Origin of the sequence: Neobacillus novalis NBRC 102450, from assembly GCF_001591805.1 — a bacterium.
GTDB lineage: Bacteria > Bacillota > Bacilli > Bacillales > Cytobacillaceae > Neobacillus > Neobacillus novalis.
Window position 1 is genome coordinate 54920 of record NZ_BCVP01000028.1, and the last position, 20032, is coordinate 74951.

The 20032-nt window shown below is 40.5% G+C and carries 16 protein-coding genes and 2 riboswitches; of the genes, 15 read left to right on the forward strand and 1 reads right to left on the reverse strand.

All coding sequences use genetic code 11. The features are described 5' to 3' along the window. The first annotated feature begins 230 nt into the window (after positions 1-230). The 5 genes from BANVL01_RS28060 (at position 231) to BANVL01_RS19885 (ending at position 4201) form a co-directional block, all read left to right on the forward strand. Positions 231-440: a hypothetical protein gene (locus BANVL01_RS28060; RefSeq protein WP_218010679.1), complete on the forward strand. Its 210-nt coding sequence runs from the start codon at positions 231-233 to the stop codon at positions 438-440. Positions 441-509: 69 nt separating this feature from the next. Next, positions 510-1772, forward strand: a complete 1263-nt coding sequence (locus BANVL01_RS19870) for a glycoside hydrolase family 18 protein (protein ID WP_066095417.1) — start codon at positions 510-512, stop codon at positions 1770-1772. A 328-nt stretch (positions 1773-2100) separates the two neighbouring features. Further along, positions 2101-2406: a KGG domain-containing protein gene (locus tag BANVL01_RS19875; RefSeq protein WP_066095420.1), complete on the forward strand. Its 306-nt coding sequence runs from the start codon at positions 2101-2103 to the stop codon at positions 2404-2406. Positions 2407-2722: 316 nt separating this feature from the next. After that, on the forward strand, positions 2723-3274 hold the full coding sequence (locus BANVL01_RS19880) for an integrase (RefSeq protein WP_066095421.1): 552 nt from the start codon (positions 2723-2725) through the stop codon (positions 3272-3274). A gap of 219 nt (positions 3275-3493) precedes the next feature. Beyond that, a complete protein-coding gene (locus tag BANVL01_RS19885) occupies positions 3494-4201 on the forward strand; it encodes an SH3 domain-containing protein (protein WP_066095422.1) in 708 nt (235 codons plus the stop codon). A 904-nt stretch (positions 4202-5105) separates the two neighbouring features. Here BANVL01_RS19885 and BANVL01_RS27455 read toward each other — a convergent pair. Then, the gene (locus BANVL01_RS27455; RefSeq protein WP_156482373.1) at positions 5106-5252 is read right to left on the reverse strand and encodes a hypothetical protein; all 147 of its coding nucleotides are present in this window, start codon (positions 5250-5252) and stop codon (positions 5106-5108) included. 138 nt (positions 5253-5390) lie between these two features. Here BANVL01_RS27455 and BANVL01_RS19890 point away from each other — a divergent pair, with 138 nt between their 5' ends. From BANVL01_RS19890 to ptsG, 10 genes are all read left to right on the forward strand, one after another. Next, a complete protein-coding gene (locus BANVL01_RS19890) occupies positions 5391-6347 on the forward strand; it encodes an AAA family ATPase (RefSeq protein WP_066095425.1) in 957 nt (318 codons plus the stop codon). A 1-nt stretch (position 6348) separates the two neighbouring features. Then, positions 6349-7566 (forward strand): DUF58 domain-containing protein, encoded by a 1218-nt coding sequence (locus BANVL01_RS19895; protein ID WP_066095428.1) that lies wholly within the window; start codon positions 6349-6351, stop codon positions 7564-7566. Then, positions 7566-9767 carry a transglutaminaseTgpA domain-containing protein gene (locus tag BANVL01_RS19900; protein WP_066095431.1) on the forward strand — a complete coding sequence of 734 codons (2202 nt, stop codon included), beginning with the start codon at positions 7566-7568 and terminating at the stop codon, positions 9765-9767. Before BANVL01_RS19895 ends, BANVL01_RS19900 begins: the two co-directional genes overlap by 1 nt. Before the next feature lie 37 nt (positions 9768-9804). Next, positions 9805-9908, forward strand: a riboswitch (purine riboswitch). Between the two features lie 122 nt (positions 9909-10030). Next, the gene (gene guaA, locus BANVL01_RS19905; protein ID WP_169803205.1) at positions 10031-11569 is read left to right on the forward strand and encodes a glutamine-hydrolyzing GMP synthase; all 1539 of its coding nucleotides are present in this window, start codon (positions 10031-10033) and stop codon (positions 11567-11569) included. 95 nt (positions 11570-11664) lie between these two features. Beyond that, a riboswitch (purine riboswitch) is annotated at positions 11665-11766 on the forward strand. 111 nt (positions 11767-11877) lie between these two features. Beyond that, entirely contained in the window at positions 11878-13206 is a 1329-nt protein-coding gene (locus BANVL01_RS19910; RefSeq protein WP_066095441.1) for an NCS2 family permease, read from the forward strand. Between the two features lie 141 nt (positions 13207-13347). Further along, positions 13348-14286 (forward strand): ABC transporter ATP-binding protein, encoded by a 939-nt coding sequence (locus BANVL01_RS19915; protein WP_066097201.1) that lies wholly within the window; start codon positions 13348-13350, stop codon positions 14284-14286. 13 nt (positions 14287-14299) lie between these two features. Further along, a complete protein-coding gene (locus BANVL01_RS19920) occupies positions 14300-15487 on the forward strand; it encodes an ABC transporter permease (protein WP_066095444.1) in 1188 nt (395 codons plus the stop codon). Next, complete coding sequence (locus BANVL01_RS19925) at positions 15480-16607, forward strand: ABC transporter permease (RefSeq protein ID WP_066095447.1); 1128 nt, start codon at positions 15480-15482, stop codon at positions 16605-16607. The genes BANVL01_RS19920 and BANVL01_RS19925 overlap by 8 nt, the downstream gene beginning before the upstream one ends. A gap of 108 nt (positions 16608-16715) precedes the next feature. Beyond that, complete coding sequence (gene glcT, locus BANVL01_RS19930) at positions 16716-17558, forward strand: glucose PTS transporter transcription antiterminator GlcT (RefSeq protein ID WP_066095450.1); 843 nt, start codon at positions 16716-16718, stop codon at positions 17556-17558. Positions 17559-17741: 183 nt separating this feature from the next. Beyond that, positions 17742-19799: a glucose-specific PTS transporter subunit IIBC gene (gene ptsG, locus BANVL01_RS19935; protein ID WP_066095453.1), complete on the forward strand. Its 2058-nt coding sequence runs from the start codon at positions 17742-17744 to the stop codon at positions 19797-19799. The last annotated feature ends 233 nt before the right edge of the window (positions 19800-20032 follow it).

Consider the following 20032-nt stretch of genomic DNA (forward strand, 5'->3'; position numbering starts at 1 on the left):
TCACAGGTGACTTTCATTATTTAAACTACTAGTTCCATTACAACCTTCCTTTTTCTTCAGTTCCTTCGATTTGAAAAAGGGATATAAAAAAAACGCACCTAAATTCTATCTGCAAAAAGATTACACAAGAATTTGAAATACGATTTAAAAAATAATTGTATTTTTATTGTAACATATTTATAGAAATACCACAAATTTTATGTTGACAGATTAATTTATTATGATGTAAAATGAAAGATTATTTTATTTCAAGCGCTTATATTTTCCTCCATATTCGAGTAACTGTTATAAAAATATATACATTAGAAGAGGTAGATAAAAAGTTAAAAGAAATGGAGAAAGCGGCAGGGGAAGAGTTAAAATCTTATTTACCCAAGAATTGTGTTCTACATATAAGAATTGTTCATATAATAAAAGGAATTTACTGTATAGTTTTATAAAATCGATCTGGCCATTAAACCTGAGTGAAGGGTATATAAATTTTGGGGCCCTTTAGTGGAGGGACAAATATGTTTTTTCATGAGGTTCAAGCTGGGGATTCCTTATTTACGATCGGCAGCAGGTTTGGAATTTCTATTGATGAGATTCGCCGTGTGAATGGTTTAGAGAAGACCAATATTGTTCCGGGTCAGGCCTTGCTCATTCCGTTATATACGTATATTGTGCAACCTGGGGATACATTTACAGGGATTGCTAGAAAATCATACTTATCTTTAAAACAACTAACAGATGCCAACCCTGCTGTTAATCCTGCTGCATTACAACCAGGAATGAGGCTCACGATTCCTAATATATCAAATTACCATGCATCAGTACTGAGCTTCTATGTTATTCGAAGTCCGGAACTGGACAGGGCTTTAATCAGTGATGATGCCCCATATTGTACTGCCATATCCATTTTTGAATATCACATTGCTAGTAATGGAGATATCGCAAACACCTTAAATGATTTGACTGCTATTCAAACAACTTGGAGTCATCGGGTAAGACCTCTTGTGACTGTCACGAACTTAACACCTGAGGGTTTTAGTCCCGAACTAGTTCATCAAGTATTAAACAATCCTTCTACAAGGTCGAACCTTGTTAATAATATTACTTATTTAGTGAACAATAGGGGGTATGGAGGAGTCAATATTGACTTTGAGCGTGTTAGGGCTGAAGATAGGGATCTTTTCACAGGCTTTTTACGTGAATTACGAGATCGTTTGAAGCCAATAGGACGCACGCTAACAATTGCGCTTCCTGCAAAAACAAGTGAAGAAATACCTTGGCTTAGGGGGTATGATTACGGAGGAATAGGGTCAGTTGTGGACTTTATGTTTATCATGGCTTATGACTGGCATCATGCAGGAAGTGAACCAGGACCTGCAGCTCCCATTACTGAGGTAAGAAGAACTGTTGAATTTGCTATAAGATATGTTCCTCGTCGAAAAATTATTATAGGTATGCCTTTATATGGATATGATTGGATCGTTCCATACAGTCCAGGGAGAGTTGCCCCAGCGATTTCAAATCAGAATGCTATTGAAACAGCTATGAAGTACCAATCACCAATACAGTATTCAACTGAATTTGAGTCGCCTTTTTTCCACTATACAGATCAAAAGGGATTAACACATGAAGTTTGGTTTGAAGATGTAAGAAGCATGGGTGCTAAAATGGTACTAATTCGTGAATATGGACTACAAGGCTTAGGTGCCTGGCAATTAACATTGGGATTCACACAAGGACCTTGGCTTTTAACGAAGTTTTTTTCGATAATAAAGGTGTAAAAATATTGAATCAGAAAAACTTCGAAAATATACACCCGCAGAGAACGGGAAAGTTCTTGTGCTTAACGAAAAGTATATAAGAAAGAAAAAACGGTTTTCAAAATTAAAAAATTATAATTCCATTTCTAAGGAAAAATGATTTAAATAATATAAAAATATGAGGTTCCCAAAGTTGAGAAAACTTATAGGAAACCTCTTTTTTTGTCTTGGATACATAATCTATCAATTTAGAGAAATTTTAAGAGTAATAGAAAAAGGTTTCATTTAATAGAGGGCGGGAATATAAAGCGTGTAAGGGAACTCAATTAAAATTATGGAGGGATTCTTAATGGCTGACAAAAGACAAAATAACAATGATAATGGAAAGATGACCGTCGAAGAAGCAGGACGTAAAGGCGGCGAAGCTACAGCTAAAAGCCATGACAAAGAATTCTATGAGGAGATTGGTCGCAAAGGCGGCGAAGCAACTTCTAAAAATCATGACAGAGAATTTTACGAGGAAATTGGTCAAAAGGGTGGAGAAGCACGTGCTAACCAACGCGACGACGATAATAACCGCGATGGAAAAATGAGCAAAGCAGAAGCAGGTCGTAAAGGCGGCGAAGCACGTGCCAGACAACGTGATAACGATTAAATACTAAGGAACACTCATCGAATTTAATTTGAGAGATGATCTAAGAAGGGGCGTCCCATATATTATGGGACGCCCTTTTATGTGGAAAAGGGGCGGAGCGCCGCTTTATTCAGAGAACGCTTTTTTTTATTTTATTGAAGATAGAGGTTAATACATAGTATATTATCTGTTGAAATGTCCTTTATTTTGATATATATTTATATAGTTGGAAGAAATTTCATCTACTATAATTTGTGGCTAGAAGACTTCTACATTAATAACCAAATAAGTCTTATTGCCACATAAGATAAAATAAATGAGAAAGCAAGGGGAATAAGTGAACGAGAAAAATAAGTGGATTGAGCAATTAATACAGGCCACTATAAGAACTGTTGGAATCGATATTGAACTGAAGCATCAGATTACTGGGGTAAATATGAGCTATAATTTTATCCTTGACTATTTAGGTTATGATGATAAACGAATAGAAGAAGCTATAATGGAAATGCAGGAATCAGTCTCACTCAAATCGTATATTCAAGCTTTTACACTCCATGAGTTAGGGCATGCGTTAGACCGGAACGCTTTATTGGATTCACTGACAAAAACACTTGAATATTACGATATGAAAAAAAACTATCCAATATACGAACGATACAGTGATCCCAATCTTCTTGCTATGCTAATTGAAGAGCATGAGATGAATATCACTTTTGAAGAAACGGCTTGGGCGAATGCTGAAAAATTGAATATGGAATACGGTATTGTTGACTGGGCAAGCTTTGAAAAATTGAAGAATACAGGAATGGCAACTTATTTGAAATTATATGCAGAAGATTTACAGCTTTATAACAAGCTTGTAGCGGAGCAAACTGAACAAATTGCTTAATGAGAATAAAAATTGAGTAAACAAAAGACGACCACCTAGGTCGTCTTTTATTGTTTTCAGTTTAGGCGGTGGTGAACTTCGATTAAAAACAAGCTTTTGCCTAATTAGAATTCCTAAAGAAGGGGCTGAACAGTTCCTTTTTTTGTTTCGTATCGCGGGGCGATATAGCTTGCAAATAAACCTAAAAACCTTCATATTAAATAGAAAAGGAGATACGATATGCGACGTGATATACAACCGAATGAACAAGCTTTCTCTTCCAAGGAAGTGGCGGAAGAAGTAGGGATTGCAACTCCCACTGTACGAAAGTATGGCCAAATTTTAGAGAAGAATGGATATGAGTTTTTGAAAGATGGTGATCGACGTATCTTTGTTCAATCTGATATCGAAGCGCTTATAGCGCTACGCGATACGGACAAGCCCCTGGACGATACGGCTAAAGACCTTGTGTATCAACAAAAAGAAAGATTAGAAGGATCCAATGAAACAGAGATTGCCATACCCGATACATATAGGAATTTACCTCATGATCCCAATCAATTAAAAGAGGTCTTAACGTTTTTAGTCAATGAACTCGCAGCCACACGTGAAATGAATGTCCAACTGACAAACGATATGTCACAGCTTAAAATAACGGTTTCCCGACTCCGGCAAGATCATCATGTAATAAGTTCTAGTATTGGAAATTCAGCGCAAAAAACGAATGCTAAAATTGAAAAATTAACTGAACAACAAAATACCCAATACGAAACGTTGCTGCAACAAGAAAAACAAAAAAGTGAACTCTTACAAAAAGAAATACAAAATATGCGGGATGAACAGAAAAAAGAATGGAGTTCACAAAATGATTTCAATAAACGTTTAGAAGAAGCGATACAAAAACCTAAAGGAAAATGGGGAGGGCTTTTCTCCATATTCCGAAAATAAATTGTCAGTTTAAGCGATATGCGTCTAAACAAAATCCACAACTCGAAGCAAGCAAAAATGGAGTGTTCGAAAAAAATGGGGGGAGAAGGCTTTTGAGAACCTTAGTGAAAAACAAGAGTCATCCTTAATAGAGTCCCTCAAGAAAAGGTAAATCGGCTCTTCTTTGGTTTCGTATCGCTGGGCGATATAACTCATTCCGACTTCAAAGCGATATATCGTTACGCGATACGGACAAGCCCTAGACGATACACGATAGACCTTGTGTTTCAACAAAAAGAAAGATTAGAAGGAACCAATAAAACAGGGATTGCTATACCCGATACGCATGAAAAATCCCCCTCCGACCCCAATCAATTAAAAGAAATCTTCATGTCATTCCTTTGTTCCGAATATTGGGATACATTATTTTTCAAATTTCAACAAATTCCCGGGAAATATCTCAAATTATGAGAAGATATTTAGGTTCAATCGAACGTTCAACCCTCTTGTACCTTTAATTAATGTTGGAAATATAGAGAATTGATAGAATGATGTAAGTTCAAGAGCAACCAATCTAATTTTGCCGACTATTTTAGATATCCAAGGTAGGAATTTATCTGTAAATTTTATGATTCATTTACTGGTTTTGGGGTATATAAATTTTAGATAATAAGTGCCTTTAGTCAAGGGAAAATTAATAGGAAAAGAGGGAATTTAATTGGAGTTCTTAGATTTCGGTGCGTGGTTCCAATATTTCTTGTTGATTATTAGTGGTTGTTTGGTTTTATTTCTAATATTATTGTTATATTCCAATAGATATACACGTCAAAAAATAAATGAACTTGAACAAAAGGATGAAGGTGCTGAATCTTTTACGGAATTTCACTAACGGTTGCAAATGTTGAAGAGGAATTTTTATGTAACACTATGAATGAAAAACAGACAGAAGCTCTTTTTCTGTCTGTTTTTTATCATAGTATGAATGGCTGTGAAATAGCATAGTAACCTCATTGGAACCATAAAGAACTGTCCCTGCGGTTCGATTTTGGTTCATTTTATCTTTTTGAAACATTCTTCATCCCTCCTCCGTCTAATCTTTATGTGGATTTTGAATATTATGTGTCTTCCCATACAGGAATTTTCCAGTTAAAAATAGAATACATAGATAGAATGCCATAAGTCGGTATAATTCGCCCGAGGAGGAATCACCATGTCCTATGAACAAATGAATCCCACGATTGAAAAGATATTAGCTAACATCGAAAAGGTGATGATTGGAAAAAGAAATGTCGCTGAACTAAGTCTTGTTGCTTTGCTGGCTGGGGGCCACGTGCTTCTTGAAGACGTCCCGGGCGTCGGGAAAACGATGATGGTCCGCGCCTTAGCCAAGTCTGTGAATGCTGGTTTTCGCCGAATACAATTCACGCCAGACCTGCTTCCATCTGATGTAACGGGAGTTTCGATTTACAATCCAAAAGAGATGGAATTTCAATTCCGTCCTGGCCCGTTAATGGGGAATATTATCCTTGCCGATGAAATTAACCGGACCTCGCCAAAAACCCAATCGGCGCTGTTGGAAGGGATGGAGGAAGCGAGCATTACGATTGATGGCGTGACCCATAGGTTGAACAAGCCATTCTTCGTAATGGCGACACAGAACCCGATTGAATATGAAGGTACATATCCACTTCCGGAAGCCCAGCTCGATCGCTTTTTGTTAAAAATGAAAATGGGCTACCCTGATTTGGACGAGGAAATTGAAGTTCTTAACCGTGCTCAAAAGATGCCGCCAATCGAGGACCTTCATCCTGTGATTGATCTAGAGGGGCTCCTTTCCTTGCAGGAGGAAATCAAAGAGGTTTTTGTCGACCAGACGATTAAACGTTATATTGTCGACATTGTTAATCGGACAAGGACTCATGGCAGCGTTTATCTTGGTGCAAGTCCGAGGGGTTCGATTGCCCTCATGAAAGCTGCCCAAGCCTATTCTTATATGTACGGCCGTGATTATGTGCTTCCGGACGATATTCAATATTTAGCGCCATTTGTCTTATCCCATCGGATTATTCTAAAATCAGAAGCAAAATTTGAGGGCATTTCAGCTGAAGAAGTGGTAAATCGGGTCGTTGCCAGGGTTCCTGTTCCGGTGCGAAGGTTAGTGAAGTAACATGAAAAAACTATGGATTCCATTCAAAAAAGTATGGAAGTTTATCCTGTTGCTTTTTTTGATTCTCTTAGCCTTTTCCTATGCGATGTTCCAAGGGGGATTTGTCAGCTGGTTTTTATTCTATAGCTTCCTTCCCTTTGCTGTTTATTGTGTTGCGATATCCTTTTATTCCTTGAAAGAGTTTGAAGTAACAAGGGTTTTGTTAAAATCAGATTATAATGCCGGCGAGCCCTTAAAGGTAACGGTCAAGATAAAAAGGCTAAGGAAGTTCCCATTATTTTATTTACTAATTGAAGATACGTTGGATGATCCGTTGAAATACGCATCACAACATCAAAAAGCGAAGGCGCTGCTGCTGCCTGGACTGAAAAAGGAATTTTCCTATGAGTATATCATTGATGAGCTTCCGCGCGGCGAGCACTTTTTTCGTTCCTTCACACTGCGGATTGGAGATCCGCTCGGTTTATTTGAGAAAGAAAGGAAAGTACCGGTTGATGGCAAAATTATTGTCTATCCAGCCTATTCAGAGTTTATCTACCGTCCCTTTGAAAACCAGTATGACCAAGGATTGACTGCGTCACGAGAGCGGGTGCAGCGCGACACGACCATGGTGGTTGGGGTAAGGGATTATCAGCCGGGCGACCGTTTTTCCTGGATTAACTGGAAAGCTACGGCAAAGCGGAACGAGATTATGACGAAGGAATTTGAGCAGCGGCAATCGCATGATGTCTTTGTGGTTATGGACTGTGTGCCTGATAAGCGGTTTGAGGCAGTTGTGTCTTTTACGGCATCATTACAGCGTGCGACATTGAAAAAGGGGGCGCAAACGGGGCTCTTAACCATCAGCAAGGAAAGAGCCTCGTTTCCGATTAGAGGCGGGGAGCGCCATCTTCAGGAGCTGTTTTACCACCTTGCCAAAATTGAGGCTAAATGTTTAATCCCTTTGGAAAAGGTGTTGGAGACGGACGGACTGTTTATCCAGCATTCCGTTTCGTTTATGCTCGTAACAGCCCAATTAACGAAACAGCTAGTTGAAAAAGCAAGTTTTCTTGGTCAAAGAAAAGGGTCGATTACGCTTTTTCTAATAAAAGGTCAAAAAGAAGCACCGGCGGAAGGTGAACGCTCGCTGATAGCGATTGCGAATGCACGTGGAGTCCGCGTGATTATGGTCCATGAAGGCGAATTTACTGCAGCCTTTTCGGAGGTGAATTTACGGTGATGAAAAGAGATTTTCCAGCACTGCTATTATACACGTTTGGTTTTCTGCTTTTGTGGGAATGGCTTAGACCTGTTGGACAATTAACAGAAACGGGTAATATTGGAACCTTCATTGTTTTCATGCTGTTCTCCTTTGCTTTATCCTTTCTTCAGATGAAGTGGGTTTGGCAGGGGATCGTTAAAGTGTTATTTATCTTGTTTTCTATCAATCGCTTTTATTATGATGTCGGGTTCTTCCAGTTTAGTTGGTTGAAGTCATTCGCGAAGGATTTGGTAAATAATATCAGTTTGCTTTTCGCTAGGCAGTGGAATGATTTATCCAATGAATTTCGCACGTTGTTGTTTTTTATCCTGCTGTGGTTAATGGTGTACTTGATCCATTATTGGCTGTTAAATCGGCAAAGGATTTTTATCTTTTTCTTTATGACCTTGGTTTATATTACCGTTCTCGATACGTTTACACTTTATAGTGCCAATGCAGCGATTGTCCGGACGGTTGTCATCGGGTTTGCCGTAATGGGAATGCTGACCTATTACCGGATTACCCGGAAGGAAAAGGTGAACAGTACTCCAACCTTTTTAAGGAAATGGATGGTACCGCTTGCGGGGATGATTGCTGTTAGTGTTCTTATTGGCATTGCTTCTCCTAAGGCGGCGCCGATATGGCCGGATCCGGTTCCGTATTTCACAGCGGCGAAGGACAATGGCGGCGATGGCAAAGGGGGTATAAGCCGGATTGGTTATGGGTCGAATGATGAACGATTAGGCGGGCCGTTTATTGGTGATAACAATCCCGTTTTCACGGTTAAAGCCAATGGGAAAAACTATTGGAAGGTCGAAACAAAGGATGTGTACACAGGAAAAGGGTGGATACCTTCTGGTTCAACACCGATTACCTTTATGGAAGGTTATTTGACTCCTGTTTATGGAATTCCGAATAAAGTGAAAACGATAAATGAATCGGCTACAGTGTCTTTTATTAACAATTCTATATCGAATACGTTTTTAGTTTATCCTGCGGGAATTCAAAAAATCCTGCAAGTAGAACCGCAAGTTCCACAACCCTACACGTTCCAGTTCGATTCGACAAAAGAAAAGATCACGGCTGTAAGTAATGGTATTAGCAACTATCGAGTAGAATTTGGTACTCCAAAATATAAGGCGCTCGATTTAAAGGAAACCACAGGGTTTGACCCTTCAACCATGAGCCCTGAATTTCATCAAAGATATACCCAGTTACCTGATGGGCTGCCGCCAAGGATCAAGGAGCTCACTGAAGAAATTACCGCTGGAAAAGATAATTGGTTTGATAAAGCCCGTGAGGTTGAAAGGTATTTCGGTAATACGGAATACACCTATGATCAAAAGAAGGTTGCATTGCCGGGGGAACAGGATGACTATGTCGATCAGTTTTTGTTTGACACGAAGCAAGGCTATTGCGATAATTTTTCCACTTCGATGGCCGTCATGCTCCGAACAATTGGGATTCCAACCCGCTGGATTAAGGGGTTTACCGGCGGAGATTTTATGGAATACAGCGGAGACGAGCAAGCGAAGGGGATTTACCAAATTACCAATAACAATGCCCACTCTTGGGTAGAAGTTTTTTTACCAAACCAAGGATGGATCCCGTTTGAACCAACGAAGGGATTCACCAATGAGATCAATATTGACTATACAACGGGCCAGACTTCATCTAACAACCAGACTCCCCCTCCTGCTCCGGTGAAGAAGCCGCAGCAGAAAGATTTGGAGGAAACCAGCAAGCCTAAGAGTGAAGCAAAATTCTTTGATTTAAATAAGTTATGGAATAACATCCAATTATTTTTGAAAAACAATTGGCTGCTGATCATGTTAGTGATTGTTCTTTTAGCTGGAATGGCGGGGATTCTTTATCGGATTCGCGGCAAGTGGTTTCCGTTTGTTTTAATGGTTCGGTACCGCTTTAGGAAAAAGGACGAGTCCTTTGGTGCTGCCTACTTAGTTTTACTGGAGCAACTGGATCGCTTTGGTATCAAGCGGAAGGAAAACCAGACGCTAAGGAGCTATGCCAGCTATATCGATTCGTTCTATTCCACACGGGAGATGACCCGGTTGACGCACCTTTACGAACAATATATCTATCATCAGCAGCTGCCAAAGGGAACATGGAAAGAGAGTTATAAATTGTGGGAAAATTTAATTAAAAGGACAATCGCTTGACCGGAAAAACAACCTATTGTTACAATATGTCTTATTAATTGAATGAGTACGTTTCCTTCATATATCCTCGAAAATAGGGTTCGAGAGTCTCTACCGGGTCGCCACTGTAATGACCTGACTATGAAGGCAGGATTTCTGTCTGTATTTTTTTGTGAGAAAACTAGAATTCTGCCTTCCTAATATTTGTGGAGGGGAGAATTCTAGTTTTTTTATTTCCATTTTAGTAAAAGCTAATAATAACTTTAAAAATTGAGGTGGCTGTTTTGACGGATAAGCAAGATATAATTGTTGTTTTAGACTTTGGAAGCCAATATAATCAGTTGATTACACGGCGCATCCGCGAGTTCGGTGTCTATAGTGAGCTGCATCCACATACGATTACGGCAGAGGAAATCCGCAAGTTGAACCCAAAGGGGATTATTTTTTCCGGTGGGCCAAACAGTGTTTATGACGAAAATGCGTTCCGCTGTGATGAGGCCATTTTTGAAATGGGTCTGCCAATCCTAGGGATTTGCTATGGAATGCAGCTGATGACCGTCCATTTCAATGGAAAGGTTGAAAAAGCAAAACATAGTGAATACGGAAAAGCGACAATGACGATACAACATCAGTCTGCTTTATTTAACGGTCAGCCAAATGAGCAGACCGTGTGGATGAGCCATGGTGACCTTGTTGTTGAAGCACCGGAAGGGTTTACGGTCGACGGCACCAACCCATCCTGCCCGATTGCGGCAATGAGTAATGAAGAGCGAAAGCTTTACGCGGTACAGTTTCACCCTGAAGTGCTCCACTCCGTTTATGGAAATGAGCTTCTGAAGAATTTTGTCTTTAATGTCTGCACATGCAGCGGCAATTGGTCAATGGAAAACTTCATTGAAATAGAGATTGCGAAGATTCGTGAGACAGTTGGCGATAAAAAGGTTCTTTGTGCCTTGAGCGGCGGAGTGGACTCCTCTGTTGTTGCGGTGTTGATCCATAAAGCAATTGGCGACCAATTAACTTGTATTTTTGTTGATCATGGCCTGCTCCGCAAAAATGAAGCAGAAGGTGTAATGAAGACTTTCACAGAAGGTTTCCATATGAATGTCATTAAAGTGGATGCAAAAGAGCGGTTCTTATCGAAGCTGGAGGGCGTATCTGACCCAGAGAAGAAGCGGAAAATAATCGGCAATGAATTTATTTATGTGTTTGATGATGAAGCAACAAAATTAGAAGGCATCGAGTTTTTAGCTCAAGGAACGCTTTACACCGATATTATTGAAAGCGGCACAGCAACGGCGCAAACAATTAAGTCGCACCACAATGTCGGCGGGCTGCCGGAAGATATGCAGTTTAAATTAATTGAACCATTAAACACCTTGTTTAAAGATGAAGTCCGCGCCCTTGGAGCAGAACTGGGGATTTCGGATGACATTGTATGGAGACAGCCGTTTCCAGGACCGGGTTTAGGCATTCGTGTGCTTGGCGCTATATCTGAGGATAAGCTTGAGATTGTTCGCGAATCGGATTGGATCTTACGGGAAGAAATTAAGAAAGCAGGGCTTGACCGCGAAATCTGGCAATACTTCACGGTGCTTCCCGACATTCGCAGTGTCGGTGTCATGGGAGATGCACGAACCTATGATTACACAATTGGTATCCGCGCGGTTACTTCGATTGACGGGATGACCTCCGATTGGGCACGAATCCCGTGGGATGTGCTTGAGACCATTTCGACTCGGATTGTGAATGAAGTCGCACATGTTAATCGGGTTGTTTATGATATCACCTCAAAGCCGCCAGCGACGATAGAGTGGGAATAACAGTAAAACACGAACGATGTTATTATTTTCTATAATATCGTTCGTATTTTTTGTTTACAAGTTGGGTTTTTCCTGCTAAAATAAAAAATGTAATCAAAGAAATCATATAATTGCATCGTATAATGTTGGGAATATGGCCCAAAAGTTTCTACCGAGCCACCGTAAATGGCTTGACTACGAGGCAGTGTTTTGAATAAAGAGGCGGATGTCTTTCCCTCTATTTATTGCACATGCCTAAAGTCACGCTCCGGTAGAATCTACCGGAGCGTATTTTGTGTAAGAAAGATAGATTCATAGGAGGAAGAGACATGAAGAAATATTTTGAGTTTGAGAAATATGGGACGAATTATCGCAGGGAAATCATCGGCGGATTTACAACATTCCTTGCCATGGCTTATATATTAGTGGTAAATCCAATTACGCTATCACTTGCGGCAATTGAGGATTTCCCTGACGCATTAAGAATGGACTATGGTGCGGTATTTGTCGCAACCGCCCTAGCCGCGGCGATTGGTTCGATTATCATGGGACTGATCGGTAAATATCCAATGGCATTGGCACCGGGAATGGGATTAAACGCCTTTTTTGCCTTTACTGTTGTCCTAGGTAGTGGTATTCCGTGGCAGCATGCACTTGGTGCCGTGTTGATTTCCGGAGTGTTTTTCTTCTTGCTAACATTAACAGGACTTCGTGAAAAAATTATCAATGCCATTCCCATCGAATTAAAGTATGCGGTTGGAGCTGGAATTGGCTTATTTATTACCTTTGTTGGCTTGCAAAGTGCCCATATTATTGTCAAAAATGATGCCACGCTTGTTGGCTTAGGTGATTTAACTTCAGGCCCTGCGTTGCTGGCCATTTTCGGTATCGTTGTTTCTGTGATTATGATGACACGGGGAATTAAAGGTGCTGTATTTTATGGGATGATCTTAACGGTTATTGCTGGAATGATTTTTGGAGAAATTAAAGTACCACATCAAGTTGTTGGCCAGGTTCCGAGTATAGCGCCAACCTTTGGAGCTGCGTTTTCCTCGTTTGGAGACAGCTCGTTTTATACGACAGCGATGCTGGGAATTATCCTGACGTTCTTGTTTGTTGATTTCTTTGATAATGCCGGTACGCTTGTTGCCGTTGCCAGTCAAGCGGGATTAATGAAAGACAATAAGCTTCCCCGCGCAGGAAGAGCATTAATTTCTGATTCAGTTGCAACTAGTGTTGGTGCCGTTCTTGGGACATCAACAACCACCTCTTTCATCGAGTCATCAGCGGGGGTTGCTGCTGGTGCGAGAACAGGATTTGCTTCATTAGTTACAGCGGGGCTATTTATCTTATCACTCTTTTTCTTTCCGTTATTATCAGTCGTCACCGCACCTGTGACAGCGCCAGCGTTAGTGATTGTTGGGGTGTTGATGGTCTCTTCTCTAGGAAAAATTGACTGGAAACGGTTTGAAATTGCCGTTCCGGCATTCCTAACGATGATTGCCATGCCGCTAACCTATAGTATTGCGACAGGGATTGCAATAGGCTTTATCTTCTACCCGATTACGATGATTGTCAAAGGCCGAACAAAAGAAATTCATCCAATTATGTACTTATTCTTTGTAATCTTTGTATTATATTTTATCTTCTTAAAATAGTGTGTGAAAGGGAACTGCGGCTGCTGCAGTTCCCTGTTTTATTTTTTATAATCGACGCCGATTTACAAATTTCGCCATAGCCCTTCGGTATGATGGGGAGTGGATGGTAATGATTGAAATAAGGAGTGGTTGCCGATGAACATGCTAACCGTTCAAGATTTGCGAAAAAGCTTTGGAAATATGGAGGCAGTGAAGGGTGTAAACTTTTCAGTGGAAAAAGGGGAATCATACGGCCTGCTCGGGCCAAACGGAGCAGGTAAGTCAACAACGATTAATATGATAACCGGGTTGTTTCCGCCCACTTCGGGTGAAATTCAGATTAAAGACATCAATGTCATCAAAAACCCGAAGCAGGCACAAAAATGGATTGGCGTCGTGCCTCAAGAGATTGCGCTGTATCAATCCATGTCAGCGCGGGAGAATTTAAAGTTTTGGGGGAGGATGTACGATTTATCCGGCAGTGAACTTGAAAAAAGTGTTGATCAAGTCCTTGAAATCATTGGATTAACCGAACGGGCGAAAGATAAGGTAGAGACTTTTTCCGGCGGAATGAAACGACGTGTCAACATCGGTGCAGCAATTTTACATAAACCGGAATTATTAATCATGGATGAGCCGACCGTCGGCATTGACCCGCAATCAAGAAATCACATCTTAGAAACTGTCAAACGTCTAAACGGCGAAGGAATGACCATTATTTATACGAGTCATTATATGGAGGAAGTCGAGTACCTTTGTGAACGGATTGGGATTGTCGACCATGGTCAGTTAATCGCCTCGGGCACCTTAAGTGAATTACGGGAGACCATTGGTGATCATTCAAAAATCATCTTATCGATTGATAAAGATAGTTCGAATCTGGACGGACTTGCTCAGTCATTAACAAGTCTTTTTTCAGAAAAAGATATTCAAATCCAAGATCATCAAGTGATGGTCTTTCATAAAGAACCGCAGCTGATTTTAACTGATTTTATTCAGTCAGTAGCAAAAAGTGGCACGAAAATTACATCTGTGGATATTGTGGAGCCCAATCTTGAAAGTGTCTTTTTACATTTAACCGGCCGGAAATTGCGTGATTAGGGGGGCGGATGTGATGAAATTTTTGTGGCTGGCGTTGAAGGATTTGATCCTTGTCGCTCGGGATAAAAAGGCCTTTTTGACCCTGATCATGATGCCGCTGCTGTTAATTGCCATCTTAGGTTCGGCATTTGGGAATATGATGAAGGAAGACGAAGAGGTTTCGATTAAAAAGTTTACACTCGGGGTCGTTAATTTAGACCAAGGTCAGCTGAGTAAAGTGTTAACTGAAGAAGTGTTTTCGAAAAATTTATCTAAACAAATCGCAGTGAAGTATTATCAGGAAAATGAACTAAATAAAAAGATACAAGACCACGAGCTTGAAATTGGTATTGTGATCGACAAAGATTTCAGCCAATCATTAATGTCAGGAAAGGGAACGAAGGTACAACTTATAACGGTGCCTGACACCGTTATAAAGGCAACCATCGTTCAAAACGTGATTGAGCAGTTTTCCCGTTCGGTTCCGATTGAAGCGTTCGTTTCACAAATGTCCCAGCCTGTTCAGGCGGGAAATCCAGGTGGAATTGACATAGAAAGCTATGGAAAGAAGCCGCTGATAAACGAAACCACCATCGATGCGAAAACGAAGCCGGTCAGTTCGTTTCAATATTACGCTGCTGCAATGGGTGTGATGTTTCTTTTGATGACAGTCGTTCAAGGTGTCTCCACCATGATCCTCGAAAAAGAACAAGATGTATTTAATCGGTTGCTGCTTACAAATTTAACCTACGCGAATTATCTTCTTGGGAAAATGCTTGGATTAATGGTAATCTGTTTGACCCAAGCCTTCATCATTATTGTTGGAACAAACCTTCTATTTGGGGTTGATTGGGGTCCATCCGTTTCCGGTATTATCGTGATGACGTTTGCGTTTGTCGTAAATGCCAGCGGACTGGGGGTATTAGCTGGCTCATTTATTAAGACGGAGAAATCATTTAGTGTTGCCGGAATGTTTGGTACCCAGATTATGGCCGCCTTAGGCGGCAGTATGGTCCCATTGTATGTTTTTCCTGATTGGGCCATTTACGTTACAAAGTTTTTCCCGAATGGACTTGCCTTGCAAACGTATTTAGATTTGATGTCCGGGGCAGCATTTTCAAAAATTCTGCCGTCCATCGGCGCATCGGTTGGTTTAGGCTTATTCTTTTTCGCGATTGGCTTAATGCGCCTTTCATTGGAAAGGAGAGGTAAATATGCGTAAAATCTGGACGATTCTAACGCTTCAGTTGAAGGAGTTTTTTAAATCACCTGGCGTACTGGTGCTCATGTTTGTCATGCCTGTCCTATTTAGTGGGATTTTCGGCGGAATGACCATGAATTCGGAACAGAATAAACCTGTTGTTAATGTGGTTCTTAATGATACTGAAATCAGTGGGCAAATTCTTAACTTATTAACGAAGGAACACCATTATGAATGGAAAAAGGCAACGAGACAACAGGCTGAAAAAAATGTAGCTGCACAGGATGTGGCGGCCGCTGTGGTGATTCCGGATGATATCGGGGAAAGAATTTTAGCAAGTGAGCCATTGCTGGACATTATCGTCCAGCGAAAAAGTGAAACGTATCTTGCTTTGTCTGCCCATTTAGAGGGAACGGCGGGACTTGTTCTTCGCTCTTATCAGGCGACATCAAAACTGGAAGCGGATGCTTTTCCTAAAGTGCTCGAGACAATCGCCAATAATAAGGGTGTGACAGTCGAAAAACAGACGATCCAAAAGGAAACGAAAACTAATGTGGAAGCAAGTTTATTGTTTGTTGGTTTTGCGATTATGTTTATGATGTTTGGTCTGTCCGGAGCAGCATCGGCAATACTTGAAGAACGAATGGGCGGTACTTGGGGGAGACTGATGGTTTCACCTGCCAGCAAACTGCAAATTATCCTCGGTTACCTCTTAGCGTACTTTTTCATGGGGTGGATTCAGTTTGCAGTGCTGATGACCACGATGAACTTGATGTTCGCAACAACATGGGGAAAATTAACCTATTTGATTCCATTTGTCTCGCTTGTGATTTTAAGTGTGGTTGGCTTCGGTCTGATGATTGCCGGACTGGTCAAAACAAAACAACAGGCCTCGGCAATCAGTGCAGTTTTAATCGTCAGCACTTGTATGCTCGGCGGTGTCTATTGGCCAATAGATGTTGTCCCGGATATCATGCAGAAAATTGCACTGGGTGTCCCACAAAGCTGGGCGATGTCAGGTTTTAAAGAAATCATCAGTGGGAGTCTTCATTCCGCCACTCTTGTGAAGGACACACTAGCGTTGGTTGGGTTTTCTGCCTTATTCTTTTTCATTGGCTTACGCGGCATTAAATTTGAATAATGTTCGTGGTGTTTCTTCAAAAATCTGTCGATTTATATCGTTGACTTCCCTTAGTACCTCTTATAACATGAAATTATAATATAAAGCAGGTAGGAATGGGGAAATGGTTTGGCAAACTTACTAATTGATAAAGTCTTAAATAACAATGTATTAATCGCTAAACACCCTTCCTATGAAGAAGTTGTTGTAATTGGTAAAGGGATTGGCTTCAACCGGAAACGAGGAGACTATATCGAGACGGATGCAGTGGAAAAGCTTTTTGTGTTGAAAAACGAAAAAGAGCAACAAAATTACATTAAGCTGCTTCCGTTTATTGATAACGATTATTTAGAAATCATTATTTCTGCCATTGACCTCATTAAAGAGCGGACAAATTCTGTGTTAAATGAACATATTCATGTGGCGCTGACAGATCATTTAATGTTTGCTCTGACAAGGGCCACGCAAGGAATGGAAATGAGGAATCCCTTTCTAATTGAGACAAAAACACTATACCGCCGAGAGTATGAAGTAGCGGCGGAAGTCGTTCGGTATATTAATGACAAGACGGGAATAAGCCTGCCGGTTGGAGAGGTTGGATTTATAGCTCTGCACATCCATAGTGCGATTACGAATAAAGATCTATCAGTGGTAAATCAACATTCGCAGCTTGTCAGCAGACTAGTTGAAATGGTAGAGAAGCAGTTTAACTTTGAAATCGATAGAGAAAGCATCGATTATATGAGACTCGTTCGCCATCTGCGCTTTGCTATTGAACGTGTAGAAAAGGGTGAAAGGGCAGCAGAACCGGAGAAAATTGCTTCCTTATTGAAAGAGGAATATCCGGTGTGCTATAATCTTTCGTGGAAAATCATTAAAGTGATGCAGCAATCATTAAAAATGAAGGTCTTTGATGCAGAAGCAGTGTATCTGACCATGCATTTACAGAGGCTTCAAAGCAAATTCAAATAGCGATTATTTTTACGTGTTACTGATTCGATCAGGCATGAGTGAAAAGGACTTGAAATGAAGTTTTAGGGGTACTCTATTCCTATACCTTCATTCAATGGATCTTTTGCTCATGCCCTTTTTATTGTTCATTTTATCGGGAAATGTAAACGTTTTAGGGCGTAATCGTTTCAGGAGGTAATTTAAATGTTTAAAAGAGTTTTTGGGGTCTTACAAAAGATCGGTAAAGCATTAATGCTGCCGGTAGCCCTTTTGCCGGCCGCGGGTTTATTGTTGGGTATAGGAAATTCTTTGCAACAAGAAACAATGCTACACTATCTGCCATTTTTAGATGTCCATTGGATACAATTAGTGGCAAGTGTCATGGAAGATGCAGGCGGAATTATTTTTGGTAATTTGGCACTCATCTTTGCCGCGGGTGTGGCGATTGGTTTAGCGAGTGATGGCGCCGCAGCGCTTGCCGCCATCGTTGGATACTTAGTGTTAAATCAGGTTATGAGTTCATGGTTAGGTGTAACAGCAAGAATGCTCGCTGAGAATCCGAGCTATGCCAGTGTTTTGGGTATTCCTACCTTACAAACGGGTGTATTTGGCGGTATTATCGTCGGTCTGATTGCAGCATTTTGTTATCATCGCTACCATGATATTGAAATGCCTTCATTTCTTGGCTTCTTTGCAGGCAAACGCTTTGTTCCGATAGCAACAGCAGGCTTATCGCTAATTGCTGGTTTATTGTTATTAGTTATTTGGCCGCCGATTCAACATACTATGAATATTGCATCCGTTTGGCTTATGGGCGAGGGAACGTATATTGCTGTCTTCTTCTTTGGATTTATTAAGCGATTACTAATTCCGTTCGGTTTACACCATATTTTCCATGCTCCATTTTGGTATGAATTTGGTTCTTATAAGGATGCAGCGGGCCATATTGTTCGTGGAGATATGACCATCTTCTTCGCTCAATTAAAGGATAATGTAAAAATTACAGCTGGAAACTTTATGGGGGGAGAGTTCCCCATTATGATGTTTGGCTTACCAGCCGCAGCCTTAGCTATGTATCACACAGCTCGACCAGATAAGAAAAAGCAGGTTGCTGGTTTGCTAGCATCAGGTGCATTAACATCATTCTTAACAGGGATCACAGAGCCACTTGAATTTTCATTTATGTTTGTTTCGCCGTTACTATTCGTTCTTCATGCCGTTTTGGACGGACTCTCATTTGTATTGATGGCGGTCCTAAATGTTCATTTAGGTTATACCTTCTCAGGCGGTGCCATCGACTTTTTCTTATTTGGCATTTTACCTGGAAGAGAGAAATGGTGGATTGCGATCTTATTAGGACTTTGTTTCGCTGTTATTTACTATGCAGTCTTCCGATTCGCCATCACTAGATTTAATTTATTGACTCCAGGCCGTGAAGAGGTAGAAGAGGATGAAATAAGCAATAAAGGAAAGGTTGAGGACTTACCCTATAATATCCTTAATGCCATGGGAGGGCAGGAAAACATTGCCCATCTTGATGCTTGTATTACCCGTCTTCGTGTTTCAGTAAATGATGTGAAGAATGTGGATAAGGAAGAGTTGAAGAAGTTAGGGGCATCAGGTGTCCAAGAAGTAGGAAACAATATTCAAGCAATCTTCGGACCGCGTTCTGAAATAATTAAGAGCCAAATGATAAATATAATGGTAGGAAAAAGACCTCGTGTAATCGAAAAAGCATTGGAAGAAGGGATAGAACAACAAATTGAAGAAGCACTCCCAGAAGCATTGCAATCAGGACGTAAGACCGATGATGTGTTCGTCGCACCGTTAAAAGGCGAAATCAAACCAATTACAGAAGTACCTGATCAGATTTTTGCAGGAAAAATGATGGGAGATGGCTTTGCAATTGTACCGGCAGAAGGTATGGTGGTATCACCTGTCGACGGAAAAATTGTCAACCTATTCCCGACGAAACATGCGATTGGTATCTTATCCGATAACGGCCGTGAAATTTTAATTCACGTTGGTATCGATACGGTTTACTTAAAAGGACAAGGCTTTGAAACTTTAGTGTCCGAAAATGACCGCATTGAAAAAGGACAACCGTTACTAAAAGTAGATTTAGATTATGTAAAAGCAAATGCAACCTCAGCCATTACGCCAATTGTCTTCACTAATTTAGCTGAAGGCGAAAAGGTGGTCATTGAAAAATCAGGACTTGTGGACTTAAAACAAGAAGGAATTGTTAAGATTACAAAATAAATAGAAAAGCCGGCCACATGGTCGGCTTCTCTTAATCAACTATAAAAGGAAAAGAAAAAGTGTAAATTTGTTGTTGACGTTCTATACCCAGGGTGTTATTATATTAAAGCAGTCGTTAATCACGAGTTAACAACATGGTGATGTTGAAAAAACATTTTAAATAAATGTTGACAAGGAATTAACGAAATGATACAGTTATAAAGTTGCTTCAAACGAGGTAACCAGAAATTGTT